At 70.0% G+C, this 26,166-nt stretch carries 23 protein-coding genes and 1 pseudogene; 13 read left to right on the top strand and 11 right to left on the bottom strand.

The genetic code is table 11. From position 1 onward, the window contains the following. The first annotated feature begins 31 nt into the window (after positions 1–31). A complete protein-coding gene (tsaB, locus tag H6726_28220; GenBank protein ID MCB9661565.1) occupies positions 32–817 on the top strand; it encodes a tRNA (adenosine(37)-N6)-threonylcarbamoyltransferase complex dimerization subunit type 1 TsaB in 786 nt (261 codons plus the stop codon). 34 nt (positions 818–851) lie between these two features. Here the strand turns inward: tsaB and H6726_28225 are convergent, their stop codons facing one another. The 8 genes and pseudogenes from H6726_28225 to H6726_28260 form a co-directional block, all read right to left on the bottom strand. Next, positions 852–1,736 (bottom strand): hypothetical protein, encoded by an 885-nt coding sequence (locus H6726_28225; GenBank protein MCB9661566.1) that lies wholly within the window; start codon positions 1,734–1,736, stop codon positions 852–854. Positions 1,737–1,742: 6 nt separating this feature from the next. Next, a complete protein-coding gene (locus H6726_28230; protein ID MCB9661567.1) occupies positions 1,743–3,212 on the bottom strand; it encodes an NADH-quinone oxidoreductase subunit N in 1,470 nt (489 codons plus the stop codon). Next, positions 3,212–4,843, bottom strand: a complete 1,632-nt coding sequence (locus H6726_28235) for an NADH-quinone oxidoreductase subunit M (GenBank protein MCB9661568.1) — start codon at positions 4,841–4,843, stop codon at positions 3,212–3,214. The genes H6726_28230 and H6726_28235 overlap by 1 nt, the downstream gene beginning before the upstream one ends. Beyond that, entirely contained in the window at positions 4,840–7,650 is a 2,811-nt protein-coding gene (gene nuoL / locus H6726_28240) for an NADH-quinone oxidoreductase subunit L (protein ID MCB9661569.1), read from the bottom strand. Before nuoL ends, H6726_28235 begins: the two co-directional genes overlap by 4 nt. Positions 7,651–7,660: 10 nt before the next feature. Continuing rightward, on the bottom strand, positions 7,661–7,969 hold the full coding sequence (gene nuoK, locus H6726_28245) for an NADH-quinone oxidoreductase subunit NuoK (protein ID MCB9661570.1): 309 nt from the start codon (positions 7,967–7,969) through the stop codon (positions 7,661–7,663). Between the two features lies 1 nt (position 7,970). Next, entirely contained in the window at positions 7,971–8,540 is a 570-nt protein-coding gene (locus H6726_28250; protein MCB9661571.1) for an NADH-quinone oxidoreductase subunit J, read from the bottom strand. After that, positions 8,537–9,916: an NADH-quinone oxidoreductase subunit NuoF gene (nuoF, locus tag H6726_28255; GenBank protein ID MCB9661572.1), complete on the bottom strand. Its 1,380-nt coding sequence runs from the start codon at positions 9,914–9,916 to the stop codon at positions 8,537–8,539. Before nuoF ends, H6726_28250 begins: the two co-directional genes overlap by 4 nt. A gap of 393 nt (positions 9,917–10,309) precedes the next feature. After that, a pseudogene (locus H6726_28260) lies at positions 10,310–10,783 on the bottom strand (NAD(P)H-dependent oxidoreductase subunit E). Between the two features lie 572 nt (positions 10,784–11,355). Between H6726_28260 and H6726_28265 the strand changes: the two are divergent. The 6 genes from H6726_28265 (at position 11,356) to H6726_28290 (ending at position 17,028) form a co-directional block, all read left to right on the top strand. Next, a complete protein-coding gene (locus H6726_28265; GenBank protein ID MCB9661573.1) occupies positions 11,356–12,120 on the top strand; it encodes a zinc ribbon domain-containing protein in 765 nt (254 codons plus the stop codon). An 85-nt stretch (positions 12,121–12,205) separates the two neighbouring features. Beyond that, positions 12,206–12,655 carry a hypothetical protein gene (locus H6726_28270; protein MCB9661574.1) on the top strand — a complete coding sequence of 150 codons (450 nt, stop codon included), beginning with the start codon at positions 12,206–12,208 and terminating at the stop codon, positions 12,653–12,655. A 114-nt stretch (positions 12,656–12,769) separates the two neighbouring features. Next, the gene (locus tag H6726_28275; GenBank protein MCB9661575.1) at positions 12,770–13,459 is read left to right on the top strand and encodes a response regulator transcription factor; all 690 of its coding nucleotides are present in this window, start codon (positions 12,770–12,772) and stop codon (positions 13,457–13,459) included. 25 nt (positions 13,460–13,484) lie between these two features. After that, a complete protein-coding gene (locus H6726_28280) occupies positions 13,485–15,029 on the top strand; it encodes a HAMP domain-containing protein (protein ID MCB9661576.1) in 1,545 nt (514 codons plus the stop codon). 16 nt (positions 15,030–15,045) lie between these two features. Then, positions 15,046–16,383 (top strand): serpin family protein, encoded by a 1,338-nt coding sequence (locus tag H6726_28285; GenBank protein ID MCB9661577.1) that lies wholly within the window; start codon positions 15,046–15,048, stop codon positions 16,381–16,383. A 45-nt stretch (positions 16,384–16,428) separates the two neighbouring features. Next, positions 16,429–17,028, top strand: coding sequence for a pentapeptide repeat-containing protein (locus H6726_28290; GenBank protein ID MCB9661578.1), 600 nt, complete (start codon positions 16,429–16,431; stop codon positions 17,026–17,028). Positions 17,029–17,130: 102 nt separating this feature from the next. Here H6726_28290 and H6726_28295 read toward each other — a convergent pair whose 3' ends face one another. Both H6726_28295 and H6726_28300 read right to left on the bottom strand, forming a co-directional pair. Then, positions 17,131–19,281, bottom strand: coding sequence for a PQQ-dependent sugar dehydrogenase (locus H6726_28295; protein ID MCB9661579.1), 2,151 nt, complete (start codon positions 19,279–19,281; stop codon positions 17,131–17,133). A 61-nt stretch (positions 19,282–19,342) separates the two neighbouring features. Then, on the bottom strand, positions 19,343–19,948 hold the full coding sequence (locus tag H6726_28300) for a hypothetical protein (GenBank protein MCB9661580.1): 606 nt from the start codon (positions 19,946–19,948) through the stop codon (positions 19,343–19,345). A gap of 129 nt (positions 19,949–20,077) precedes the next feature. Here H6726_28300 and H6726_28305 point away from each other — a divergent pair, with 129 nt between their 5' ends. From H6726_28305 to H6726_28320, 4 genes are read left to right on the top strand one after another with little or no spacing between them, the layout of a single operon-like run. Then, positions 20,078–20,848 (top strand): ATP-binding cassette domain-containing protein, encoded by a 771-nt coding sequence (locus H6726_28305; GenBank protein MCB9661581.1) that lies wholly within the window; start codon positions 20,078–20,080, stop codon positions 20,846–20,848. A 1-nt stretch (position 20,849) separates the two neighbouring features. Continuing rightward, positions 20,850–22,061 carry an MCE family protein gene (locus tag H6726_28310; GenBank protein MCB9661582.1) on the top strand — a complete coding sequence of 404 codons (1,212 nt, stop codon included), beginning with the start codon at positions 20,850–20,852 and terminating at the stop codon, positions 22,059–22,061. Beyond that, positions 22,058–22,900, top strand: a complete 843-nt coding sequence (locus H6726_28315; GenBank protein MCB9661583.1) for a thymidylate synthase — start codon at positions 22,058–22,060, stop codon at positions 22,898–22,900. Before H6726_28310 ends, H6726_28315 begins: the two co-directional genes overlap by 4 nt. Beyond that, positions 22,897–23,499 carry a dihydrofolate reductase gene (locus H6726_28320; protein ID MCB9661584.1) on the top strand — a complete coding sequence of 201 codons (603 nt, stop codon included), beginning with the start codon at positions 22,897–22,899 and terminating at the stop codon, positions 23,497–23,499. The genes H6726_28315 and H6726_28320 overlap by 4 nt, the downstream gene beginning before the upstream one ends. Before the next feature lie 18 nt (positions 23,500–23,517). Here the strand turns inward: H6726_28320 and H6726_28325 are convergent, their stop codons facing one another. Next, a complete protein-coding gene (locus H6726_28325; GenBank protein ID MCB9661585.1) occupies positions 23,518–24,858 on the bottom strand; it encodes a S41 family peptidase in 1,341 nt (446 codons plus the stop codon). A gap of 179 nt (positions 24,859–25,037) precedes the next feature. On the opposite strand from H6726_28325, the gene H6726_28330 reads away from it, so the two are divergent. Next, positions 25,038–25,226 (top strand): TIGR04563 family protein, encoded by a 189-nt coding sequence (locus tag H6726_28330; protein ID MCB9661586.1) that lies wholly within the window; start codon positions 25,038–25,040, stop codon positions 25,224–25,226. Positions 25,227–25,240: 14 nt separating this feature from the next. Continuing rightward, complete coding sequence (locus H6726_28335; protein MCB9661587.1) at positions 25,241–26,161, top strand: alpha/beta hydrolase; 921 nt, start codon at positions 25,241–25,243, stop codon at positions 26,159–26,161. The last annotated feature ends 5 nt before the right edge of the window (positions 26,162–26,166 follow it).

Here is a 26,166-nt window from a genome sequence, read left to right on the forward strand (position 1 = left end):
TCGCGCGCCCTGCCAGAACCCGGAATCTACGATGAATCTGCTGTGTATCGACACGACCGGGCCGGCGCTGGTGCTGGCCCTGACCACGCCTGGGGGCGACGTCCACGGTCACGTGCTCGAGACGGCGGGCAAGCACGCGGAGGTGTTGTTGCCCGGTGTGGCTGCGTTGCTCGCCGCGCACGGGCTCACCGCGCGCAGCGTGGACGCCATCGGGGTGACGCTCGGTCCTGGCGGGTTCACCAGCGTGCGCGTCGGGCTGGCCACGGCGAAGGGACTGTGCGTGGCGGCTGGGCGTGCGCTGTACGGTGTGTCGTCGCTGCGCGCGCTGGCCTACGTCGCGCGTCCCACGGACGACGCAGGACGCGCACACATGGCGGACGGAGCGTCCTCCGCGGGTGGGGCGGTGTCCGTGGCCGTCGTCAGCCCGGCGTACCGAGGCGAGGTGTACGCCGCGCTGTACTCGTTCGAGGAGCCGAGTGCGTCGTCTCGGCCGTCGCGAGGAGGCGGGGTGATTGAGCGGGTCGCGCCGTTTCACGCAGGCCCCGCCGACGCGCTCGACACGCTCACGCGGGCCGCGGAGGGGGAGCGTCCCGGGGCGCGCATCGTGGTGGGGATGACGCACCTCGAGCGCTTGGGAGGAGACGCCGTGTCGGAAGCAGCGCGCGCGTTGTGGACTCCCTACGCGCGCGACGCGCTGAGCCCCGCGGCCTTGGCGGCGTCGCTGCTCGAAGAGGTCCACGCCGGCCGCATCCGCGACGTCGCGACGCTCGCGCCCGAGTACCTGCGACCCCCCGACGCGGCGCTCCCGCGCGGCTGAGCAGGGGACACGTGCGCGACGCGCTCGCGCGCGGTCAATGGAAGTCGACGGGGCCGCTCGCGGGGTCTGGCGCCGGGGCCACGGGGACGTTGGCCTCGCCCGGGGGCGGGATGCGAAGCGTGACCTCCAGCGTGCGCGTCTCGCCCGCGACCGCGTCGGCCGCCGGGAGGGTCGCGGTGCCCTCGCGCCTCCGGAGCAGCGGGTGCCAGGCGTGGAGCTCCACCGGGGCCCCGGCTGGGACGTCCAGCTCGAATGCTCCGGTGGCATCGGTCACGGTCGCGACACGGTGGGCCAGGACCACCACGTCGGTCAGACCGCAGCCCGCCACCATGGTGCAGTCCACGCGGTGCACGCCCGGTCGGATGACCTCGAGCTGCCGCACGCGGTTGGGCGCGATGGCTTCGTTGATCGGATCCGTGCTGAACCGCGTGATGAAGGCGACGGGGGAGTGGTTGGTGAGCGGGATGGTGTCCCCCACCATGGCCACCATCAGCGTGGGCTGGAGACGACAGTCGCGGATCGCCAGCGGAAACGAGCTCGGCTCGGTCGGCATCTCGCGGAAGAGCGCTGGGTCGCCCGTGGCGGTCACCAGGATCCCGCCGATGCCGCGCTCGGGGCTCAACGAGAGCGGACGCGTGTCGCTCGCCCGCGCCGGTGGACACTCCGGCGGAACGCCAGGGCGGCTGGCGTCACGCCCGATGTCGGCGAGCTCGTATCCGGGCAGGTCGTCGGAGTCCGCGGCGAGCCGAACGAAGCCGCGCACCCGCACTGTGGCGGGAGCTGCGGTCGGGGCATCCCCCTCGGCGTTGGCACCTGCAGCTGGCGCCGGGTCGGGAGGCTCGCTACGCCCGCAGCCAGCGACCGCCAGGACGCCGACGGTCGCGAGCAAGACACGGTCGAGCCTCGGCCAGCCGCTCAAGGGCCCCTAGCTCACCAGCCCAGACGCGGCTGCGAGCGCGGCGTCGAGGTAATTGGAGGGGGTGAGGCCCATCTTCATGACGAAATACGCGGCCAACACCAGCGCGAAGGTGACGTAGCCCGACTTCATCGGCACGGCGACGGGCGCTCCCTCTTCGGGCGACTTCATGTACAAGAACACGAGCACCTTGAGGTAGTAGAAAGCACCCACCGCGCTGCTGAGGACGGCCAGGATGGTGAGGGGCACCATGTCCGCCTGGACGGCGGCGCTGAGCACGTACCACTTGCCGAAGAAGCCCGCCGTTGGCGGGAAGCCCATGAGCGACAGGATGCCGACGATGAACGCCGCGCCGACCGCCGGGTGACGACGACCGAGCCCCGCGAGGTCGGCGTAGGAGGTGGCCTCCTTGCCGAAGCTGCCGGACCAGATGAGCGCGCCGAGGACCAACGCGTTGCTGACCGTGTAGGCCGCCAGGTAGTAGAGCACGGCGCTCGTGGCCTGCTCGGGCTGGGTCGCGACCGCCGCGAGACCGAGGAGCAGGTAGCCCGCGTGCGCGATGGACGAGTAGGCGAGCATGCGCTTGACGCTGGTCTGTGTGACCGCCGCGAGGTTGCCGTACACCATGGTGACCGCGGAGAGGGCGGAGAGCAGCCCAGGCCAGCCGTTGATGCCGGTGCGCAGCTCGCCGCCGAAGCCCACGGCCAGGAGCCGGAGGAACACGGCGAAGGCTGCGGTCTTCACCACGACGGACATGAACGCGGTGGTGGAGGTCGGGGCGCCCTCGTAGGCATCTGGGGTCCACATGTGGAACGGGACGGCGCTGACCTTGAAGCCCAACCCGGCGACAAGCATGGCCAGACCGATGACCACCAGCACCACGGGCGCGTGGCCACCGTCGATGACCTCCCCGATGCCGTGGAAGTCCGTGTGGCCGGTGGCGCCGTAGACGAGCGCTGCGCCGAAGAGGAAGATGGCCGACGCGAACGAGCCGAGCAGGAAGTACTTCACGGCGGCTTCCGTGGCGCGAGCGCTCGTGCGGCGATAGGCGACGAGCGAGTACACGCCGAGGGACAAGGTCTCGAGCCCCACGAAGAGGGTCAGGAGGTCCACCGCGCGCGCCATGACCATGGCCCCCAGCGCGCTGAACAGCGTGAGCACGTAGTACTCGCCGCGATCCATGCCATGCTCGCGCAGATACCCGCCCGCAAGGAGGGAAGCGAGCGCCGCGCCGAGCGCGATGACGACGTCGAAGAAGAGCCCGTACTTGTCGACCGAGAGGTAGTCGGTGATGAAGCTGGGGACGTCGGTCGGAGTGGGGGCGAACAGACCAGCGGCGCTGGTGGCGGCCGCCGCGAGCAGCGCGATGGTGGTCACGAACGGCAGCTCGGCGCGGCCGCGCGCGAAGACGTCGAGCAGCATGATGGCCAAGCCGGCCGAGACGAGCATCAGCAGGGATGCCACGGGGAGCAGTTCCATCATCGTTCGACTCCCTCGGCAGCGGCGAGCGCGGCGTGCAGACCGGGGTGGTCGGCGCCGGGTTCGAGGTCAGGGCTTCTGCGGGCCATCAGGCGCGGCTCGGTGAGGTTCATCTGAGCGCGGTAGCGTGTGGTGAAGTCGGCCTGGAACGCCTCGACCGTGGGGTCCATGCGCGACAGGAAGGCGGACGGGAAGAGGCCGATCCAGAAGATGAGCACCACCAGTGGCGCGAGGGTGAGCTTCTCGCGACGGGTGAGGTCCACCAGCTTCTTGTTCACGTCCTTGGTGATGGGACCGAAGAAGATCTTGAGGACTGCGTGCAGCATGTAGACGGCCGCGAAGATGACGCCCGTGGCGGAGAAGAGGGTCATGGAGAACCAGTACTCGCCGAGCCCCACCTCGCCGCGCGAGAAGAACGCGCCGCTCATGATCATGAACTCACCGACGAAGCCGTTGGTGCCGGGTAGGCCGACCGAGCTCATGGTGACGATGACGAACAACAGCGTGTAGACCGGCATGACCTTGGCGATGCCGCCGAAGTCCTCGAAGTCGCGCGTGTGGCGACGCTCGTAGAGGAAGCCGACGAGAATGAAGAGCGCGCCCGTCGAGACGCCGTGGTTGAGCATCTGCAGGAGCGCGCCGCTGATGCCGTGGCGGGTCATGGCGAAGATGCCGAGCGCGATGAAGCCCATGTGGCTGACCGAGCTGTAGGCCACCAGCTTCTTGACGTCCTTCTGGACCCACGCGGCCCACGCGCCGTAGATGATGCCCACGACGCCGAGGAGCGCGATGGTCGGCCCGAGGTACTGGCTGCCCAGCGGGAACAGCGGCATGGCGAAGCGGAGGAAGCCGTAGGTGCCGAGCTTCAGCATGACCGCGGCCAGGATGACCGAGCCGCCGGTCGGCGCCTGCACGTGGGCGTCGGGCAACCACGTGTGGAACGGGAACATGGGGACCTTGATGGCGAACGCGAGCGCGAAGGCCGCGAAGAGCCAGCACTGCTCCGTGCGCGGCAGGGCCACGCGCGTCAGCTCGGCGAGGTCGAAGGTGTAGTGACCCGCGAGTTCCTTGTACGTGGCCACCACGTAGAGAATCGCGACGAGCATGAGCAAGCTGCCCACCATCGTGAAGAGGAAGAACTTCACAGCCGCGTACACGCGGTTGGGGCCGCCCCAGACGCCGACGATGAGGTACATCGGCACGAGCATGAGCTCCCAGAAGACGTAGAAGAGGAACACGTCCAGCGCGAAGAACGCTCCGAGCATGCCCATCTCCAGCATCAGGAACGCGACGGCGTACTCCTTGACCTTCGTGGCCACGCTGGTCCACGAGGCGAACAGGGCCACCGGCGTCAACGCGGTGGTGAGTAGCACCAACCAGAGGGAGATGCCGTCCACGCCGAGGTGGAAGTTGATGCCCACCTGCTCCACCCAGGGGCGGTTGACTTCGAACTGGAACGCAGCGGTGCTGTAGTCCCCGTCGAAGAGGCGCAGGCTGAGCAGAAACTCGACCGCCATGAACGCCACCGAGGTGGCTCGGATCCCCTGCACCCACTGGCGGGGCATGAACAGCACGGTGAATGCGCCGAGCAGAGGGAGGAAGAGGAGGAGGGTGAGGAGATGGTCGTTCATCGCGCTGGCTCCTGAAGGTTCAGGGCCGCATGGGTGGGTTCACCGAGAGTGATGGGGGCCGGGTTCTCGAGGACGATGTCGACCGAGTCCCGCGCCATGGAGCCGAACGCGTTCCGGACCAAGAGGGTCGCGCGGACCACACCGTGGACCATGAACTCGACGTGGCCCACGCGCAGGGTCTGTCCGACCAAGACGCGCGTCCCGGCCGAGCCTTCTTCGGGGTGATCCGGGCCGCCTTCCTCGGCGGCCGCGTCGTCGTCGTCGGCGGCGGCCGGCGGAGGGGTCACCACCCGCTGGCCATTGATGCTGACCTCCGCGCCGTTGGGGCGAATCTCGATGCCTTCGTCGGTCATGCGGATGAGCACCTGCTGCTCGCGCCCGGCGACGTCGTACAGCCACGGGAGGACCTCGCCCTCCGCGGCGGAGCTGTGGTCGGTCCGCCAGTCCAGCCCTGGGAAGTCCAGCACCTGCCAGTCCTCGCCCACGTCGATCTGGGTGGGCAGCTGGGGATGCTCGGTGCGCACGCCGAGGACGAAGCGACGGTACTCGGCCGTGGTGTAGCGCGGGTTGAACGTCGGGTTGGTGCTCCAGTCTTGGTCGGTCTCGCCCGCGGCGACGTACTCCACCTGACCTTGGTTGAAGTCGTCACCGTCGAAGGCGTACGTGTAGCCCAGACCCGGCGTCGCCCGGAGCGTGATCCGCTCGCCCTCGACCTCCGCGGTCAATTCGGCGCACGGCGTCACTGCCCACAGCAGCAAGCCGAGGACCCCGAGCGTCATGCCGAATCCGTAGACGTGGACGCTGCCGGTCTGGACACGCGTGGCCAGCCAGCCCGTGACCGCGACCACGCGCGTGGTGAGGCCGGCCAGGAGTCCGTCGACGAACGACTGATCGACGTTGCCGACGATGCGGGCGAGTCCGCGGATGGGGCGGATGATGGTGGCCCCGTAGAGCTCGTCCACCCGCCACTTGTCGAACATGAGGTTGAAGAGCCCCGTGGGGATCTTCGTGGTGAAGGTGTCCTCTTCCTTGTTGTTGTAGAGGACGAAGGCGAGTCCGATGCCGCCGAGGCCCGCGATGGAGCCGAGACCCATGGCCACGTACACCGGCAGCAAGTTCTCGATCTCGTCGTGCGGACCGTGACCCGGCAGGTGCGCGATGGAGGCGTCCATCCAGCCGCCCCACCAGTTGGGCAAGTGGAACGCGTGGGGCAGGCCGAGCCAGCCCACCGCGATCGCGCCCACACCGAGCACGATGAGCGGCACGTTGATCTCCCAGCCACCGTCGTGTGGGTGCGGGTCGTAGCCGTGGTCGTCGTGCCCGTGGTCGCCGTGACCATGACCATGCTCGTCGTCACCGTGCGCGCCGCTGCGGTAGCTGCCCGTGAAGGTGAGGAAGTACAGGCGGAACATGTAGAAGGCAGTCATGAAGGCCGCCAGGCTGAGGCCCACCAAGACGATCCAGCCGACCACGACGTTGTGCTCGCCGAGCGCCATGGCGGCGGCGCCGTAGAGGATCTCGTCCTTCGAGAAGAAGCCCGAGAAGCCCGGGAAGCCCGCGATGGCCAAGCAGCTGACCAGGAACGTCCAGTGCGTGGTCTTGAGGTACTTCTTCATGCCGCCGAGCTTGAAGATGTCGGCGTCGCCGTGCGCGTGGACCGCGTGCATGACCGAGCCCGCGCCGAGGAAGAGGCAGGCCTTGAAGAACGCGTGCGTGAACACGTGGAAGAAGCCGGCGCTGAAGGCGCCCACGCCGCAAGCCGCGACCATGAAGCCCAGCTGGCTGACCGTGGAGTAGGCCAGGATCTTCTTCATCTCGTGCTGCACCACGGCGATGCTCGCGGCGAGGAGCGCGGTGAGGGTGCCGACGACCGCGATGACCATCATGGCCGTGTCGCTGTGCAGGAACACCGGCGACAGGCGGCACATCAGGTACACGCCGGCGGTGACCATGGTGGCCGCGTGGATGAGCGCGGAGACGGGCGTGGGGCCGGCCATGGCGTCGGGGAGCCAGATGTAGAGCGGCACCTGCGCCGACTTGCCAGTGACCCCGAGGAACAGGAACAGGCAGGCCACCGTCGCGAGCGAGATGCTCAGGCCCTGGATGGGGAACGGGCGGATGAAGCTGCCCGCGTTCGAGGTGGCCAGCGCGTTGATGGACTCGAACTCGAACGAGCCCGCGGCCAGCGCCAGCGTGAACATGCCCATGATGACGCCGAGGTCACCCACGCGGTTGGCGACGAAGGCCTTGCGACCGGCGGCGGCGTAGCTCTTGTTCTCGAACCAGAAGCCGATCAGCAGGTAGGAGCACAGACCGACGCCCTCCCAGCCCACGAACATGAGCGGCAGGTTGCTGGCCAGCACCAGGATGAGCATGGACGCCGTGAACAGGTTCAGGTAGGCGAAGAACCGGTTGTAGGACGTCTCCTCGCTCATGTACCCGAGCGAGTAGATGTGGATGAGCGTGCCGATGCCCGTCACCACCAGCGTCATGAGCCCGCTGAGCGAGTCCATGGTGAAGGTGACGTTGATGGGCAGATCGGAGCCACCCGGCAGCTGCAGCGAGAACCACTCGTAGAGGTGCAACGTGATGCGCGGATCTTCGTTGCCGCCCGCCTTCAGCAGGAACAGGTGCACGAAGTTGTAGAGCGCCAGGACGAACGAGAGCCCGACCAGCCCGGGGGCGATCATGCTGACGTACTTCTTGTCTTCCGGGCGCAGCCACAGCCCGTTGACCAGGGCGCCCAAGATGGGCAGCACCACGATCAGGAGCAGGGCGGACTCGTGTGAGATGAGGTCTCCGAACATCGTTGCGCCTTCAGTGCTTGAGCAGGTCGGCCTTGTCGGTCTCGACGGAGTTCTTGATGCGGAAGTAGCTGATCAGGATGGCCAGGCCGACCGCGGCCTCGGCCGCCGCCACGGCGATGACGAAGAACCCGAACACCTGTCCAGCCTGCGTGCCGGTGTGGACGCGGTTGAACGCGAGCAGCATGAACACCACCGAGTTCAGCATGATCTCGATGGTCATCAGCTGAATCAGCATGTTGCGCCGCGTGAGGAAGCCGATGGCGCCGATCCCGAAGAGGATGGAGCAGAGCGCCAGGTACTCGCCGATGCCGACGTCCATGTCAGTTGCTCCCGCCGGCGTTGGCCAGCTTGCGTGCCTCGGCGTCCGCCGCGTCCGATGCCTTCTCGCGGGCCGTGCGCACGCGCGAGATCGCCACCGCGCCGACCACGGCGACCAGCAGCGTGATGGAGACCATCTCGAAGGGCGCCATGGCCCCTCGGTAGAGCGCGCTCCCGAGGCCTTCGACCGTGCCGTAGTCGATGGGCACTGGCCCGAACTCGGCGTCGTGGCGCGACAGCGAGAACGCCGTGAGGAGCAGCACCGCGCCAGCGGAGCAGCCCGCCATGACGCGCCCGATGAGGTGCTCGGTGTTGCCCGCGAACTCGCCCGCCGGACCCAACAAGAGGATCACGAACACGAAGAGCACCACCACCGCGCCCGCGTAGATGAGCAGCTGCAGCACGGCCAACAGGTGCGAGTTGAGCGTGAGATACAGCGCGGCCAGGGCCACGACGTGCATCAGCAGGCCCATCGCGGCGCGCAGCGGGCGCTCGGACGTGACGGTGATGACGGCGCCGACGATGGCGAGCACCGCGCTGAAGAGGAAGAGTAGAAAACCTGCGGTGCTCATGCTGCTTTGCCCTCGACCAAAGCCCTGGTGGGGTTGTCGTGCCGCGTGCCCTCGGGGAGCCCACCCGCCTGCGCGGCGGCCACGAACTCCTCGCGGAACTTGCGGACCAGCCCGAGCAGCGGCATGGCCATGCCGTCCGCGAAGGCGCAGATGGTGTTGCCCATGACGTTGTTCGCGATGCCCGCGATGAGCTCGACGTCCTCGACCTTGCCGTTGCCGTCGCAGAGGTTCTCGAGGATGTCGACGAACCAGCCGCTGCCCTCGCGGCACGGCGTGCACTGGCCGCAGCTCTCGTGCTTGTAGAAGCGCATCAGGTTGCGGGTGACGTCCAGCATGTTGACGCTGTCGTCCATGACGATGGCGCAGCAGGTGCCCAGCATGGTGCCGAGCGCGCGGTAGGTGTCGACGCCCATCGGCACGTCGATCTCGCTCTGCCCGTGCCAGGCGTGCAGCGGGTGGTCCGCCGCCGGGGCGTCCACCTTCCAGTCGGGACGCAGCACCGGCGTGCTGGAGCCGCCCGGGATGACGGCCTTGAGGGGCCGATCGTTGAGCATGCCGCCCGCGTAGTGGTCGATCAGCTCACGCATGGTGATGCCCACCGGGGCCTCGTACACGCCGGGGCGCTTCACGTGGCCGCTGACGCCGTAGAGGCGCAGACCACCGTCGCCCGGGAGCTTGCCCAGCTTGGCCCAGCGCTCGCCGCCCAGCTCGAGGATGTCGGGCACGGAGGCGATGGTCTCGACGTTGTTCACGACCGTGGGCATGCCGAAGGCGCCGCTGTTGGCCGGGAACGGGGGCTTGAGCCGCGGCTCGCCGCGCTTGCCCTCGAGGGAGTTGAGCAGGGCGGTCTCCTCGCCACAGATGTAGGCGCCGGCGCCCGAGTGGATGTGCACCTGCACGGGATACGCCTTGCCGAACGGGCGCTCGCCCAGATAGCCCGCCTTGCGCGCCTCCTCGACCGCGGCCTCCAGGCGCTGGATGGAGAAGCCGAGCTCACCGCGCACGTAGATGTAGGCCACGTGGGCGCCGGTGGCGTAGCAGGTGACGATGCAGCCCTCGATCAAGCGGTGGGGATCCAGCTCCATGATGGAGCGGTCCTTGAAGGTGCCGGGCTCGGACTCGTCGCCGTTGACCACCAGGTACACCTGGTCGGTGGGCTTGGGCGCGAGGAAGCTCCACTTCATCCCGGCGGGGAAGCCAGCGCCCCCACGCCCACGGATGGCGGCGTTCTTCACCTCGTCCTTGATCTGCTGCGGCTGCATCATGGTCAGCGCGCGGCGAGCGATCTTGTACGCGCCATGCTTCTCGGCCACGGCGAGCGTCCAGCTCTCGGGCAGATCGTAGCGCGCGGTCAGGAGCTTCTGGGGTTCGGCCATGTCCTACTCCTCGCCCTTGCTGGCGTCGTTCGCATCTTGCGCGTCGTTCGAGACGGCAGTCTCGGCGGGGGCGGCGCTGGGCGTGGTGCCCACGGCGGGCATCCCCACCAGGGTGGCCTTCGGGGCGGGGCGCGCGGCGGGTGCGCTGGCCGCTGGCGGCGCGACCGAGACGGGCTTGGCCGGCGGTGCCACGGAAGCGGGCTTGGCCGGCGGTGCCACGGAAGCGGGCTTGGCCGGCGGTGCCACGGAAGCGGGCTTGGCCGGAGCCGCCGACATCGGGCTCGGCCGCATCGACGAGGGGCGCTCGGGCGGGGCTTCCATCCCAGGAGGCGGGACGTGGCCGTTGTACACGGCGGTGTCCGCGAAGCGCTGCTCGGCGGCCTCGACGCCGTCCTTCTCGTACGCGTCGAGGATCTGGTCCAGCTTGGCGAGGTCCAGGTTCTCGAAGTAGCGGTCGTTGATCTGGATCATCGGGCCCTGGCCGCACGCCGCGAGGCACTCGGCCTTGAACAGGCTGAACTTGCCGTTCTTCGACGTCCCGCCGGCGTGACAGCCGAAGCGCTCCTCGAGGTGCTCCTGGACCACCTTCGCGCCGCGCAGATCGCAGGAGAGCGTGCGGCACACCCACACCACGTTCTCGCCGACCTCGTGCTCGTGGAACATCGTGTAGAACGTGACGACGCCCTTCACGGCCGCGGCCGAGATCTCGAGCCGGGCCGCGACGTAGTCGATGACCTCCGGGCTGATCCAGCTGTTTTGCTTCTGACACACCCAGAGGACCGGGATCAGCGCCGCTCGCCGAGTGGGGTAGCGGGTGATGATGTCGTCGACTTGTTGTTCTCGCTCGGGCGTGAGGGCGAAGGCCATAGTGCTCTCGGGCTTGCCTAGCGGGCCGCTGTACGTGCCCATCCGGGCGGTTGAAACTCAACACGCAGCAGGGGTTCCGAAGGCCCCCTGGGGGATCGGGGGAGGGATCCGAGGAGGGCCTTGGGCGGGGGGACGCTAGGCCGCGGCAAGCCCCGTGTCAAGGCCGTGCGGGGTCTGGGCCGGTGGTTCCTCGGTATGGGCGCCCGACCCGCACACGACGTCCAATTCCGAGGACACGAGCGGGAGCGACCGGGGCTGGCGCTCCCCCCCCCGCGGACACCCCAGACGATCGTCGAGCACGCGGCGTCGAGGGTAGTCCAGTGGCGCACGGGTCAGCCGCCTGGCGGTCGGCTACGCAGGTGTCCGGTCGGGCGCAGAATGGACGCCTTTCTACTTTGCAGACCGCTTGCAACCCGGTAGGGTAGCCGGGCCGAGACCAGGGTATGACACCCTGACCTTGGTGCGGGTGGGCTTGAGGCCGTCCGCGACCCATTCCCGGCCGCTCCGGCGGCACTTTCCCACCGGCCGCACCACAGCGTCCATGACCGCCCCAGGGCGGAGGGGTTCTAAGAGTGACCATCTACTGTCCCTCATGCGGAAAACCGAACACTGACGAAGCGAGCAACTGCATCAGCTGCGGGACCGAGCTGGCCAAGAAGAAGGCCGCTCGCTTCAAGGGCACCATGATGATGAGCGGTCCGGGCGCACTGCCGGGCGCGCCCGCGTCGGCGCCTCCGCCAGCTGCCCCCGCCGCGCCGCCCGCGGCGGCTCCCGGCGCGTCCCAGCCGCCTGCGGCGAAGAAAGATCTCGCGTTCCAGAAGACCATGCTGGGGCCCATGACGGCGCCTCCGGGCGTGGGGGCTCCGGGCGCACCGGCCCCGGCCTTTGGCGCTCTGCGGCGGCGCCCCCGCGGGCGGCGGCTTCGGCGCTCCCCGCAGCAGCGGCGCCCCTGCGGGCGGCGGCTTCGCGCACCTCCCCGGCAGCCGCTCCTCGGCTGGCGGTGGCTTCGGCGCACCTCCCCCGGCAGCCGGTGGCGGCTTTGGGGCTCCCCCCGCGGCGGCGCCCCCGGGTGGTGGCTTCGGAGCGCCCCCCGCAGCAGCGGCGCCCCCGGCGGGCGGCGGCTTCGGCGCGCCTCCCCCAGCAGCGGGTGGCGGCTTCGGCGCGCCTCCTCCAGCAGCGGGTGGTGGCTTCGGCGCACCGGCCCCGGTGTCCGGCTTTGGCGCGACCATGCCCGAGTCGTCTGGCGGCGGCGGCGGCTTCGGCGCTCCCCCTCCGGCGGCGAGCGGTGGCTTCGGCGCACCCGCGGGGGCTCCCCCGGGTGGTGGCTTCGGCGGTGACAGCCCGTCCAGTCCTCCGGGTGGTGGCGGCTTCGGTGGCGCGCCTGCAGCCCCGGCCGAGGGCGGCGAAAAGCCGAAGAGCAAGATGCCCATGATCCTGGGTGGCTGCTGCTTGTTCATCCTCCTCGCCACCTGTGGCGTGGGCGGCTTCCTGTGGTGGAAGACCAACCAGGTCATCGACGAGGCAACGGGCGGAGACGGCGTGCTGGGCAGCATGAACCGCCTGGCCATCAGCGCGCACTTCCAGGCCATCACCAACAGCTGCGGCTTCGACGCGAGCGGCGCGGGGGCCTCTGGCTCGTTCAACCCGGGCGTGTGGGCCAACTACCAGGGCATCGTCTGCCAGCTCCCCGCGGGTGCGGCCGCTGTCGCAGGAGATGGCGCTCGCTCGCAGATCGCGGCGGGTGACGAAGGACGCGCGGCTCCGCTGGGGCTCGACCCGAACACGTGCAGCACCCTGACGGCTGGCGCCGGCAAGGCGATCCTGTGCAACGGCCTGTTGGTGCATCTGGAGAACCCCACCGCGTTCCAGTGACGTAGGTGCGGTCCCGTCGTGCAGAGCGTCCTCCGGGGCGCTCTTCGCGTTTCCGTCTCCGCACGTGCCGCGCGCATGACGCACGCCCGCCGAGGCCCATGTACACTGCGCGGGATGGCCGCCCACATCCTGGTCGCTGACGACGAAGCCCGCATCCGCGAGGTGGTGCAGTACACCCTCGAACGACAGGGCTATCGCGTGACCCTCGTCACGCACGGTCGCGCCGCCCTCGAACGCGCGCGTCAGAGCGACATCGACCTGGTGGTGCTGGACGTGATGATGCCCGAGCTCGACGGCCTCGACGTGTGCCGTGAGCTACGGCGCGACTCGAGCGTTCCGGTGCTGTTCCTCTCGTCGAAGAGCGAAGAGTTCGATCGCGTGCTGGGGCTCGAGCTGGGTGGCGACGACTACCTCACCAAGCCCTTCGGAACGCGTGAGCTGGTGGCCCGCGTAAAGGCCTTGCTGCGACGCGGTTCGGCTGGACGCGCAGAGCCCGAGGGCGACGGCGAGCTGCTCTCGCACGACGGGGTCACCATCGACCTCGCGCGCCACGAGGTGCGCTGCGGCGAGCACGTGCTGCGGCTGACCGCGACCGAGTTCGGTGTCCTCGCCGCGCTCTTCGAGCGCCCTGGCGTGGTCCTGTCTCGCGGGCAGCTGATGCAGCGCGCGTACCCGTTCGACAACTTGGTGACCGAGCGCACGTTGGACACGCACGTCCGGCGCATCCGGGCCAAGTTCCGCGCGCTGGGGCGTGATCCGATCGAGACCGTGCACGGTGTCGGCTACAAGGCCGCCGGTGCGTGACACCCACGCTCCGGCTCCGGAACGCATCCGCCGGTGGGTCAGGCGACTCCTCGGTCGCATCGGCCTGCGGCTGCTCCTGGTGAACCTGCTCGTGGTGCTCGTCCCCGTGGCGGGCCTCGAGTTCGCGCGCCTGTACGAGCGCCAGCTCCTCGGCGCGCTGGAGCGCGACATGCGGCACCAGGCGGTGTTGATCCGGCGCATGCTCGAGGTCGGCCCCGAGAGCCCTGCCCTGGGGAGCGAGACACAGCAGGAGGTCCTGCGGCTCGCGGCGGCTGACACGCGCACACGTGTGCGCGTCATCACCCGCGACGGCGACGTGCTGCTCGACTCCCACCGTGACGGTGCGCCCGAGGGCCCGGAGCCCCACGTACCGTCCCTGCTCGGCACGCCCAGCGTCGCGCCCGGCTCGCTCACGAACGGCCGCTACGTCGCGCGCGCGGGTGACTTCTCCGCACAGTGGAGCGACGCCCACGACGAGGGCTGGCCAGACCTCCCCGCGCGCGCCGAGGTCGCGCGTGCGTTCACGGGCGAGCGCGCCAGCTTCACCCGCGTGCGGGAGCGCTCCCCCGAGGTGCTGCTGTTCGTGGCCGAGCCGGTCTTCGAGGAGCGGCGCGTGGTGGCTGTGGTCTACGTGGTGCGCAGCACGCAGCCTGTACTGCTGGAGCTCTATCGCATCCGCCGCGGCCTCATCTCGGTGCTGAGCGTGGCCATCGTCTTCACCGTGCTGATCAGCCTGGCGCTCGGCTGGACCATCTCGCGCCCCCTCTCGCGCCTGTCGCGGGCCGCGCGCCGCATCGCACGCGGCGACCGCGATGCGCCTGTCCCCATCGTGGGCAGCGGTGAGATCCGCGAGCTCAGCGAGTCGTTCGCGACCATGACGCGCGAGCTCGACGGGCGCCTGCGCTACATCTCCGACTTCGCCGCAGACGTGGCGCACGAGTTCAAGTCTCCACTCACGTCGATCCGCGGCGCCGCGGAGCTGTTGGGCGAGGGCGCGGCCGACGATCCGGACGCCCGCCAGCGCTTCCTCCACAACATCGAGCTCGACGTCCAGCGGCTGGATCGCTTGGTCTCCCGCCTGCTGGAGCTGAGCCGCATCGAGGCCAGCCAGGAGCCCAAGGTATCCCGCGATCTGCTCGCGCTGGTGACCGACGTCGCGACTCGGGCCAGCACGCCCGATCACGTGGTGCGAGTAGACGCCGACACCGGCGCTCCGATCACGCTGGCCGTCCGCGAGACGGACCTGGTCACAGCCCTGCTCAACCTGTGCGACAACGCGGTGCGCTTCTCGCCCGCTGGCGAGCAGGTCGCGGTGCGTGTCTCGGCCGACGCGCACGAGGCGCAGATCGAGGTGCGCGACCGGGGACCCGGCGTTCCGGAGGCACACCGCGCCAGGATCTTCGACCGCTTCTTCACGACCGACAGTGAAGATGGCACCGGGCTGGGCTTGGCGATCGCCAGCGCGGTCGCCCTGGCGCACGGGGGGACCCTCACACTGCAGCCCAACGACGAGGCGCGTCCCGGCGCGTGCTTCGTGCTGACCTTGTCGCGCGACAGCGTACGCGGCTGAGGCTACCCTCCCCGCCATGACGTCACACGTGCGCGCGCCCCTGCCTCTGCCCCTGCTGTGCCTGAGCCTCCTGTCGAGCGCGACCACACTCACGGGTTGCGGGGGGTCCGGCACGGACGCCGAGCCGAGCACGCGCCAGCCCGCCGCCAGAGACCCTGCGCCCGAGGACGGGCGTGGCGACGCGGTCGAGGCCAGCGCGGACGGTGCGGGCGCCGCCGAGCGTCAGGCCGACCTCATGGCGCGCGCCAACCGCTTCGGCATGGACCTCTACCAGCGGCTCCGCGTGGCCCCAGGAAACGTGGTCATCTCGCCCATCAGCGCGCACGCGGCGCTGAGCATGACCTACGCCGGAGCACACGGCGAGACCAAGAGCCAGATGGCCAGCGCGCTCGAGCTGGACGCCGACGACGCCACCATCCACGCCACCTACGGCGGCGCGCTGCGCAGCTGGAACGCGACGACCAGCGCCACGCTGCGCGTCGCCGACCGCCTCTACGCTCAGGCGGGGCTGGCGCTCCAGGAGCCCTTCCTCGCCATCACGCGCGACGACTACGACGCTCCCCTCGAGCTGCTCGACTTCGGCGCCGACCCCGACGCCGCACGCGGCACGATCAATCGCTGGGTCGAGACCCGCACGGAGCAGCGCATCCCGGAGCTCCTCCCGTCCGGCGCCATCACCCCGCTCACGCGCCTGGTGCTGGTGAACGCGGTGTACTTCAAGGGCACTTGGCGCACCCCCTTCGACCCAGCCGAGACCGAGCCACGCACGTTCCTGGTGCAAGGCATCGCCGAGTCCAACGTGACCACGATGCGCACGCGTGGCCGCTTCTCGTTCGGTCGCGGCGACGGCGTGCAGGTGTTGGAGCTCCCCTATGCGGGCGACGAGCTGAGCATGCTGCTCGTACTGCCCAGCACGCGCGGCGAGCGTTCCGTGGATGCCGTGGAGGAGACACTCTCGGAGCGGGTGTTGACGATCTGGCGTGCCGCCATGTCCGAGCAGGAGGTGGAGGTCCAGCTCCCGCGCTTTCGTCTCGAGCCGCCGTCTGCGCCACTGTCCGGATCGCTGCAGGCGCTGGGCATGCGCGACGCGTTCCGAGAGACCGCCGACTTCCGCGGCATCGCAGGACCGCAGTCGGGGCTGTACCTGGCAGAGGTCTACCACAAGGCCTTCATCGAGGTGACGGAGGAGGGCACCGAAGCCGCCGCGGCTACCGGCGTGGTGGTGGCGACGCGCAGCGCGCGTCCCCAGCCCGACCCCGCGAGCTTCATCGCGGATCACCCCTTCCTGTTCTTCATCGTGGAGCGGCGCACCGGCGCGATCCTCTTCCTGGGGCGGGTCAGTGACCCCCGCTGAGCACGGCGACCGAGGGCAGCCATCCATGACGAACGAGCCAAGACAGTGAGCGGGAGTGACGTCGCAGCGCGCCTCGCAGGCGCCATGGACTTCGAGGACGAGGAGTTCGTGGGGGGCTCGTGCTCTGCGCTCGACCTTCGCGGCAAGCGCTTCACGCGCTGTCGCTTCGAGGCCGTGACCCTCGACAAGGCGCACCTCGAGGGCGTTGTGCTCGACGAGTGCGTCTTCGTGCGCTGCGACCTCTCGATGGCGACGCTCGGAGACTGCAGCTTCCGTGGCGCGCACTTCGACCACACCAAGCTGATGGGCGTGGACTGGACGGTGGCGCGCGACCTCCTGTTCGACGTGTCGTACGAGGGCTGTGTCCTGAGCTACGGCGTCTTCGTGGACCGCAAGCTGCGCAAGGTCGCGCTCACGGACTGCGTGGCGCACGAAGTCGACTTCAGCGGCGCAGACCTCACCGACGCGGACCTACGCGGCACGGACCTACGCGGCGCGGTCTTCGCGCGCACGACGCTCGTGCGGACCGACCTGTCGACCGCCACGCACTACCGCGTCGACCCCGCGAACAACAAGCTGAGCAAGACCAAGTTCTCGCTCGAGGCGGGCGTCGCGACGCTGCGCGACCTCGGCATCGTGGTCTGAACACACGCCCCCGCGGTGTCGCGCGCACTGCTGGCCGCAGCCGCGTGGTGAGGCGACCGTGCGCCTTCGTCGCGCCCGCTGCACGCAGACGTCGGCCAACGCTCAGGGACACGCACTGAGAGACTCGATCCACTCGGCCATGAGGGCGGTCCCCTCGGCGTGCACGACGTCGGTGCCGAGCGGGGGCATGCGGAAGATGCCGAGCGTGTTCATGCGGAGATAGAGGATCGAGTACCCCGGCTCCCCCGGGACCAAGTTGCGCTGCTCGTCCCACACCCCCACGTCCCAGATGCGCCCTTCGCCTGGCTCTGCGTTGCACAGACGCGTCGCGCCGAAGGGCGTCTCCGCGCGCAGGTCGATGTCGCCTCGCCCTGGTCCGCCTGGACGGTGACACCCGGAGCAGTTCACGTGCAGGTAGCTGCGCGCTCTTTCGGCGACCGGCGCGGCGCCGAAGGGCGGGACGAGGGGCGCACGCGACGTCCCCCGCAGCGCACCCACCGTCGTCACACGGCGATCGACGTAGCCGAGGTCCAACAGCCCCTGGAGCGCCGCGTCCGACAGCTGCGCAGCCTCGAAGCCGAGCGTCGTGCCCGCGGCGTCGGTGTGACACTCGAAGCACGCGCTGCGGCTCGGGTACTGCCATCGCACGCCGTTCTCGAGCACCTCCGACACCGCCGTCGGGAGCAGCTCGGCGTCCGTCTGCGCATCGTTCCAGCGGTACGAGTAGCCGGTCCAGCCGTCGTCGGTGCGCATCATGAGGCGAGTCTCGTGCAAGCGCCCCGCGAACCCGAAGTGCTTCAACAGCACGCTCCCCACGGGGAGCAGCAGGTCGCCGTCCCCATCCACGCCGATGGCGGTTCCGTCCGGAATGGCGAACGCGCGTAGCTTCTCGGCGCCGTCCGACCACAGCTCCGCGGTGGGCGTGAAGCGCACCATGCCGTCCGCGGGCTCACGTGGGTCGGCGGGGTCGACGCAGCCGGTCGCCGACAGGAGCGTGGGGAAGCTGGAGGGAGCGGGCACGTTGGGCACCAGTCGGTAGAGCCCGCCGTCGGCGCTACCGTCATAGCGCGTGAAGTAAGGCCGGCCCTCCTCGTCGAGGCCGATCGACGAGATGGGGAAGCGCCCCTCCACCTCGAGGCGCGCTTGTCCCGAGGCGTCGGCGGACCACACGTTCCCGCTGACGTAGTCTGCGAACACGACGCTGCCCTGCAGCCCAGCCACGTCGGTCCGGCGGTAGCGGTACCCAGCGACCACGGCCCGCGCCTCGGCGTGGCTGAGCTCGACGAGCGGGTCCGTGAAGGCCGCGTCGACGCAGGGGTCCGTGCGGAAGCAGAGCGTGCCCTCACGCGCCGGCCAGCCGTAGTTGCCGCCCGCCACGATGCGGTCGATCTCCTCGCGGCGATCCTGGCCAACGTCACCCAGCAGGATCTCCCCGTCCACCGGGTCGATCGTGAAGCGCCATGGGTTGCGCAGGCCGAGCGCGTAGATCTCGCCCGCGCCCTCCCCCACGAACGGGTTGTCCATGGGGATGCGGTAGGGCTCGCCCAGCTGCGCGACCGAGACGTCGATGCGCAAGACCTTGCCCGGGAGCGTGAGCAGGCTCTGCGCGTTCACGTCGGTCCGGCGCTGGTCCCCCAACGAGATGTAGAGCATGCCGTCCAACCCGAACGCGACGTGGTTGACGCTGTGGGTGATGTCCGGCTGAGGGATCTCCAGGATGACGAGCTCGCTGGCGTCGTCGAAGGCGCTCCCCGTCCAGTGATAGCGGGCGACGCGCGCGATGTAGCGCCCCATCCCGGCGGGCGGCGCCGTGTACACGAAGTAGGCGAAGCCGCTCTGCACGAAGTCCGGGGCGAGGGCCATGCTCACGAGGCCATTCTCGGCCGACGACAGATCCAGACGACTCGCGATGTCGAGCACGACGGACGCGGCCGAGCTGTCCTGCGCGTCGAACGCGAGCACGCGGCCGCTCTGGCGCGTGACGAAGCCCGGGTGGGCAGCGGTAGGCGGGATGACGTGGGTGAGCTTCTGCGCGGACGCGCCGGAGAGCGCCGTTCCGTACACGCGCTCGAGCCGCACCCGCCCCGACTCCGGTGGGGGCGTCAACGCCACGCACGACGTGTTGGCGGGTCGGCCGGCGTCTGGCGGGGGCTCGACGACGTGCTCCGACTTGCAGCCGGCGAGCTGGGTGGCCAACCACAAGCCCACGGACACCAACGGTGGGACGAGCGGAGCGGAGCGACGGAGAGGCATGAGGCCTAGCGTAGCCGACCCGATGAGTACGGCGACCCCAGCGTGGGACCCACGTCGGCGCTCAGTCCCGGTGGGCACCGTCGAGCGCGTAGGCGACGGTCACGCGCACCTCGCCGCCACCGCGGGCGGAGGCGACACGCCGAGAGAGCACCAACGACGGTGTGGGGACGCGCGGCCGCGAGCGTGGGTCCGTCAACTCCGTGGTCGCCGCCTCGAGGCTCGCGAGCATTGGGACACCACGCAACTCCACCCAGTCGAGGTCGAGGGCCGTCTCGGTGCGCAGCGCGACGCGACGCGGGTCTGCACCCTCGCGCTCTACCCACGCCGCCACCACATGGGGCTCGCGCCGGATCGGCGCGAAGACGGTCTCGGTGAGCGCGCGCTCGTCACGCAGCGCCAAGTCGGCGTCCAGGTTGCGCCGCGCCCAGGCGTCGAACGTCTCGAAGTCGCGCAGGAAGGGCTCGGCCTGCGCGCGTAGGGCCGCCGTGGACGAGGCGTCGCCCGCAGGCTCGCCACAGCCGGAGAGAGCGGTCCCGAGCCCCACCAGCAATGCGCCGGTGAACAGCGCCCACCGCTCGGATGCTCGACCGAGCGCGACACGGACCCCTGCGGCCACGCGCCGTACCGTGACGGCGGCCGTCTGCGCCGTCGTCGCGAGCTCGGTCACGACGGGACCCTACCAGGGCCACGTAGGCCGGGCCAGAGACGGCCCGCGGGCGCGCCCACGCGACGCACCCACGGACGCGCCCGGTTCGTTCGCGAAAGCGCCTCGCACCTCAGCTGCTATCCTCCCCGCGTGGCGCTCATCGAGTTTCGCGGCGTGAAGAAGGCCTTCGGCCCCAAGGTCATCTACCGGGGGCTCGACCTCTCCATCGAAGCGGGCGAGGCGCTGACCATCATCGGCGGGTCCGGGCAGGGCAAGAGCGTCATGCTGCGCATGCTGATCGGCCTCCTGACCGTGGACGAGGGGGAGATCTACTTCGACGGCCAGCGCATCTCGGGCCTGTCGGAGGCGGACTACCTCCCCATCCGACGGCGGGTGGCGATGCTGTTCCAGGCCGCCGCCCTGTTCGACTCCATGACGGTCGGTGAGAACGTGGCCTACGGGTTGCGCTCGGCCGGGGAGCTGAGCGAAGCCGAGATCCAGGAGCGCGTGCACGAGAGCCTGGGCTACGTCGGGCTCGAGGGGCGCCACGAGCTGTGGCCCGGTGGCCTGTCGAGCGGTATGAAGAAGCGCGTCGGGCTGGCCCGCGCCATCGCCATGAGGCCGGACGTGCTGCTCTACGACGAGCCCACCACCGGCCTCGACCCGATCAACATCAACCGCATCATCGACCTGATCCTGCACCTGCAGAGCACCCTCAACATCACGTCGGTGGTGGTCACGCACGACATGTACACCGCCATCCGCGTCAGCAACCGCATCGCCATGATCGACGGCGGTGGCATCATCTTCAGCGGCGGCATCCGTGACGTGGTCACGTGCCAGGACCCGCGGGTCAAAGACTTCATCGAGGGGAACGCGGCGGCCGAGCCGCACGCGCCACTCGCCGGGAACGCCATCTGACATGCAAGCCAACAAAAAGACCCAGCTCCAGGTGGGGCTCTTCGTCATGGTGGCGCTCGGCATCACCGCCACGCTCGCGTTCGTGGTGGGGGCGCAGCAGAACCTGTTCACACGGAAGACCGAGTTCGTCGCCATCTTCGAGTCGGTGGACGGTCTGCGCCCGGGCAGCGTGGTCACGGTCGCGGGTGTGAACGTGGGGTCCGTGAGCTCGGTGGAGTTTGCCGACGACGGCCGCATCGAGGTGCGCTTCGACATCGTCGACAGCGCCGCCGGATTGATTCGCGGGCGGCGCGCGGGCGGCGACGGCGAGTTCGAGGAGGGCTCGAGCGTCGTGTCCATCGGCAGCAAGGGCATGCTGGGCGACAAGCTGATGCAGATCACCGTCGGGCGGCGCGAGCTGCCGGTGTGGGACCCGAGCGTGCCCCTCCCCGCGAACGCCAGCGGCGACCTCATGGCCCTGGCGGGCAGCGCCATGACCGAGGTGCAGGGCACCGCCGAGAACCTACGCCTCGCGACCGACCCGTTCCGCGACCAAGCGTTCAGCCACGACGTCACGCGCATCGCCGCCAACCTGGCGCGGGTGACGGACATGCTGGCCAACGGCAACGGCGCCATCCAGCACCTCATGACCGACGAGGGCACCGCGGCCGAGCTGGACGCGACCCTGCAGAACCTGCGCGCCACCAGCGACGAGTTCGCGCGCACGGCCCGCAGCATCCGGCGCGTGACCGAAGAGGTGGAGCGGGGCGACGGAACGGCCCACGCGCTCATCTACGGCGACGAGGGTCGCGAGGCGGTCGTGAACATCGGCCGCGCCACGGGCGAGGTGGCCACCATCTTGGAAGACGTGCGCACCGGCGACGGCACCGTGCACGACTTCGTGTATGGCGACGCCGGGCAGGAGCTGCTGGCCAACCTGACGCGCGCCAGCGACGACGTGGCGGCCATCACCGCCGACGTGCGCGCCGGCCGCGGCACCATCGGCGGCCTGCTGCAGGACCCGAGCATCTACGAAGACATCAAGCGCCTGGTGGGTGACCTGGAGCGCAACGAGATCCTGCGCGCCCTGGTGCGCTACTCGGTGCGCCGGGACGAAGCGCGCCGGCCGGCCCGTGTGCGGGCGCTGGACGAAGAGGGAGAGATCGGCAGCGCCGCAGACAGCGTAGAGCCCGCGCCGGCACCCACCGTGGGTGGCGCCGAGGGCACGCCGTGAAGGCCTACCTCGACCTGCTGCGTCACGTCCGTGAGCACGGGCGGCTCCGGGGCGACCGCACCGGCACGGGCACGCGCTCGGTGTTCGGCTACCAGCTGCGCGTGGACCTGAGCGAGGGCTTCCCGCTGCTCACCACCAAGAAGGTGCACACCAAGAGCGTGGTCAACGAGCTGCTCTGGTTCATGAAGGGCGAGACCCACGTGGAGTGGCTGCAGGAGCGCGGCGTCACGATCTGGGATGAGTGGGCCACCGCCGAGCAGACGGCCCGCTTCGGGCGCGAGGCCGGCGACCTGGGCCCCGTGTACGGTCACCAGTGGCGCAACTTCGGCGCTACGCGCCTGTCGGATGGTAGCTACGCGCGCGACGGCGTGGATCAGCTCGCGAACGTCGTGGCCGAGATCCAGCGCAACCCCGAGAGCCGGCGCCTCATCGTGAGCGGCTGGCACCCGGGCGAGGCGGACCAGGTGGCGCTGCCCCCCTGCCACACGCTCTTCCAGTTCTACGTCGCGGACGGGCGCCTCAGCTGCCAGCTCTACCAGCGCAGCGCCGACGTGTTCCTCGGGGTGCCCTTCAACATCGCCAGCTACGCGCTGCTGACGGCGATGGTCGCGCAGGTGACCGGGCTCGGCGTGGGGGACTTCGTGCACACCTTCGGCGACGTGCATCTGTACCGCAACCACGAGGAGCAGGCCGACCTGCAGCTGTCCCGCGGTCTGCGGCCGCTGCCCACGCTGTGGCTGGACCCGAGCGTGACGCGCCTCGAGGACTTCGAGGCCCAGCACGTGCGCTTCGACGACTACGACCCGCACCCCGCCATCAAGGCGCCCGTCGCCGTATGAGCGCGGGTCCTCCGCAGCACGGCGAGGCGTCCTCTGGGGCCGAGGTCAGCGCCGAGGCCGAGACCAACCACGACGCCGACGCCAGCAGCGCGCCGGCCCCCGCCCTGCCCCCGCTGGGGCTGGTGGTCGCCCGCGCCACGCCCAGCCACGCCATCGGCCGCAGCAACCAGCTGGTGTTCCGCATCAAGGAGGACCTCCAGCACTTCAAGCGCACCACGCTGGGGCACCCGGTGCTCATGGGGCGCAAGACCTTCGAGAGCATCGGGCGCCCCCTGCCCGGCCGCACCAACGTCGTGCTCTCGCGTGATCCCACGTTCCAGGCGGAAGGCGTGACCGTGTGCGCGAGCCTCGACGACGCGCTGGCGGCGGTAGCCGACGAGGCCATGCCGTACGTCATCGGCGGCGGCGAGCTGTATCGGCAGGCGCTGCCGCGGGTTACCCAGCTCGTGTTGACGGAGGTCGTTCAGGACGTGAGCGACGCGGACACCTTCTTCACATACGACGAGGGTGAGTTCCGCGTGGCGGAAGAGCGCGCCGGCGAGACGCCCGGGGTGACGTTCCTGTGGCTCGAGCGCGTGGTGCCGCTCGACCAGGGCTGAGGCGCTCGCGACATACGCTCAGCGCGCGTGCGCCGCAGCAGCCGCCTGCGCGCGGATGAGCGCGCGCAGCGTGTCGATGCCGGTGCGCGCCTGCACGTCCTGCTCGAAGCTGGGGATCCGTGATCCACGCCCGCCTTCACGCTCGGCGTCGCGCGGCGTCGTGCCGTCTGCGGGCTGCTCCAGCTCCCCGTCCAGGTGCCCCTCGAGCGACCGCTCACTGAACGCCGACCCGCCAGCTGCGCGCACCACGCTGGCGGGGAGCTGCACCACCTCCACGTCTGGCTCGATGCCCTGCGCCTGGATGGAGCGCCCGCTGGGCGTGTAGTAGCGCGCGACCGTGAGCTTCATCGCGCTCCCGTCGGGCAGCTCGATCACGTTCTGCACGCTGCCCTTGCCGAAGGTGCGCGTGCCCACGATCAGCGCCCGCTCGTGATCGCGCAGCGCGCCGGCGACGATCTCGGAGGCGCTCGCCGTGAGGCCGTTCACCAGCACCACCATGGGCCAGCGCGGGCGCGTGCCGGCCGTGTGGGCGCGGCTCTCCTGCAACAGCGCGCCACCCCGACCGCGGGTGGTCACGATGGTCCCGGAGTCCAGGAACTCGTCGCTCACGAGGACGGCCTCGCGTAGCAGCCCGCCGCCGTTGTTGCGCAGGTCCAGCACCAGGCCCGTGAGCCCCTGGGGGCGGGCGCGCAGCGCCGTGTCGATGGCCTCGCGCAGCGATGGTGTGGTGTTGTCCGAGAACGTAAAGATACGCACGTACAGGACGCCGTCGGGCAGCAGCAGCGAGCTCACGGCGTCGACCTCCACGTAGCCCCGGCGCAGCTCCATCCGCAGATCGCTGGGGTCGCCTTCGCGCCGCATCGTCACGTGCACGAGCGTCCCCACCTCACCACGCATCAGGCGGATGGCGTCGCCCAGGCGCATGTCGCGGGCTTCGCGCCCCTCGATGACCAGGAAGCGGTCCCCGGGCAGCAGCCCCGCCTGTTCGGCAGGGCTGTCGGGCAGCACCCCCAGCACCACCAGCCACCCGTCCCGCACGCCCACCTCGACCCCGATGCCCGCGAAGCGCCCCTGCGCGTCGTTGCGGAGCATGGCGTACTCCTGTGGGTCCAGGTAGGTGGTGTGCGGGTCCAGGCTCGCGAGCATGCCGCGCACGGCTCCCTGCACGAGGACCGCGCTGTCGACCGGTTCCACGTAGCTGACCTCGACATGGGCCAGCGCCCGCGCCAGCACGCCCAGGTTCTCGAAGGGGCTGGGTGTGCCTCCAGACGATCCGTCCGGGCCCGTCGCCCGTGCAAAAGGTACCGCCGCAACGGCCAAGATCCCCCCCAGCAGGGCCGCCAGCGCGTAGCTCGCCACACGACGAATACGTCTTGTATACAGTACGATTATTGCACTCCAACGTGTGCGACGCGGTCCGTTCGGGGGCGAAGTGGGCGGCAAGGTGGGTGCGAAGCGCATTGACATGCTCCCCATCCTACAGGTAGGACGACCGATACCACACTCGAAGCGCGTCTGCGCTGGCTGGAGGCAGGTACATGTCAGGGTCCGACAAGCGCAAACAGAGTCTCTACTTCCCCGAGTCCATGCTGGACGACATCCAGCACGAGGCGGCGCGCTTGGACCGCTCGCTCTCGTGGATCGTGCAGCGCTGTGTGAAGATCGGGCTCTCCGAGATTCGCAAGCTGCCGTCCGTGAACGACATCGACGAAGCCGACAACGACTGAGCGTCACGGCCCGCATGGACCTCGCGCTCTACGAGCAGCACGGCACCCTGCCTGATCGAGACGGGGTGCCGCTGTTTTATGGACTGGCTGGTCAGGGTCGGCCTGGGCTCCCGTTGGTGCTGAACGATGGGATCGGCTGCGACGGGTTCGCGTGGCGCTACCTGATGCCGCACCTCGCGCGCCGGCACCCCGTGGTGCACTGGAACTACCGCGCCCACGGGCGCAGCGGCATGGGTCCGGGGTTGTCACGCCTGACCCTCCCCGCGTTGGCCGAAGACCTGCTGCGCCTGATGGACGGCCTGCAGCTCGAGCGAGCCGCGCTGGTGGGCCACTCCATGGGGACGCAGGTCGCCCTCGAGGCCTATCGGCTCGCCCCCGAGCGCGTGGCCGGGCTGGTGCTGTTGTGTGGGAGCTATGGGCGCATCACCCACACCTTCCGCGGCAACGACATGCTGCACCGCGTGCTGCCTGGCGTGAGCGCGCTGGTGGCGCGGCACCGCAGCGCGGCGCGTGGTGTGTTCGGGCGCATCCCAGCCAGCGTGGCGTATCGCCTGGGCACCCTCTCGGGTGAGATCGACGCGCGCACGTTCGGCCGAGCGGACTTCGAGCGCTACTGGGACCACATCGCCACGATGGACCCCGACCGCTTCCTCTCGCTGCTGGACGCGGCGGGTAGCCACACGGCCGAGGATCTGCTCCCGCACGTGCGCACCCCCACGCTGGTGGTCGCCGCGGACGGCGACACGTTCACCCCGCCCGCGCTGGCCGCCGAGATGGCCGAGCAGATCCCCGACGCCGAGCACTTCGTCGTGCGCGCCGCGAGCCATGCGGCGCCGGTGGAGCACCCGGACATCATCCAGCTGCGCATCGACAAGTTCCTGCGCGAACGGGTGGAGGGCGCGGCGGACGTCAGGGACGCGGCTGGGCTCGGCTGAGCCTG

It is taken from the genome of Sandaracinaceae bacterium (assembly GCA_020633055.1).
GTDB lineage: Bacteria > Myxococcota_A > Polyangia > Polyangiales > Houyiibacteriaceae > JADJJE01.

Coding starts and splice junctions, on each gene's coding strand:
- tsaB (MCB9661565.1), top strand. CDS start 32: ATGAATCTGCTGTGTATCGACACGACCGGGCCGGCGCTGGTGCTGGCC.
- H6726_28310 (MCB9661582.1), top strand. CDS start 20,850: ATGCAAGCCAACAAAAAGACCCAGCTCCAGGTGGGGCTCTTCGTCATG.
- H6726_28275 (MCB9661575.1), top strand. CDS start 12,770: ATGGCCGCCCACATCCTGGTCGCTGACGACGAAGCCCGCATCCGCGAG.
- H6726_28230 (MCB9661567.1), bottom strand. CDS start 3,212: ATGGAACTGCTCCCCGTGGCATCCCTGCTGATGCTCGTCTCGGCCGGC.
- H6726_28335 (MCB9661587.1), top strand. CDS start 25,241: ATGGACCTCGCGCTCTACGAGCAGCACGGCACCCTGCCTGATCGAGAC.
- H6726_28285 (MCB9661577.1), top strand. CDS start 15,046: ATGACGTCACACGTGCGCGCGCCCCTGCCTCTGCCCCTGCTGTGCCTG.
- H6726_28235 (MCB9661568.1), bottom strand. CDS start 4,843: ATGAACGACCATCTCCTCACCCTCCTCCTCTTCCTCCCTCTGCTCGGC.
- H6726_28295 (MCB9661579.1), bottom strand. CDS start 19,281: ATGCCTCTCCGTCGCTCCGCTCCGCTCGTCCCACCGTTGGTGTCCGTG.
- nuoK (MCB9661570.1), bottom strand. CDS start 7,969: ATGGACGTCGGCATCGGCGAGTACCTGGCGCTCTGCTCCATCCTCTTC.
- H6726_28270 (MCB9661574.1), top strand. CDS start 12,206: ATGCCCATGATCCTGGGTGGCTGCTGCTTGTTCATCCTCCTCGCCACC.
- nuoF (MCB9661572.1), bottom strand. CDS start 9,916: ATGGCCGAACCCCAGAAGCTCCTGACCGCGCGCTACGATCTGCCCGAG.
- H6726_28330 (MCB9661586.1), top strand. CDS start 25,038: ATGTCAGGGTCCGACAAGCGCAAACAGAGTCTCTACTTCCCCGAGTCC.
- H6726_28250 (MCB9661571.1), bottom strand. CDS start 8,540: ATGAGCACCGCAGGTTTTCTACTCTTCCTCTTCAGCGCGGTGCTCGCC.
- nuoL (MCB9661569.1), bottom strand. CDS start 7,650: ATGTTCGGAGACCTCATCTCACACGAGTCCGCCCTGCTCCTGATCGTG.
- H6726_28320 (MCB9661584.1), top strand. CDS start 22,897: ATGAGCGCGGGTCCTCCGCAGCACGGCGAGGCGTCCTCTGGGGCCGAG.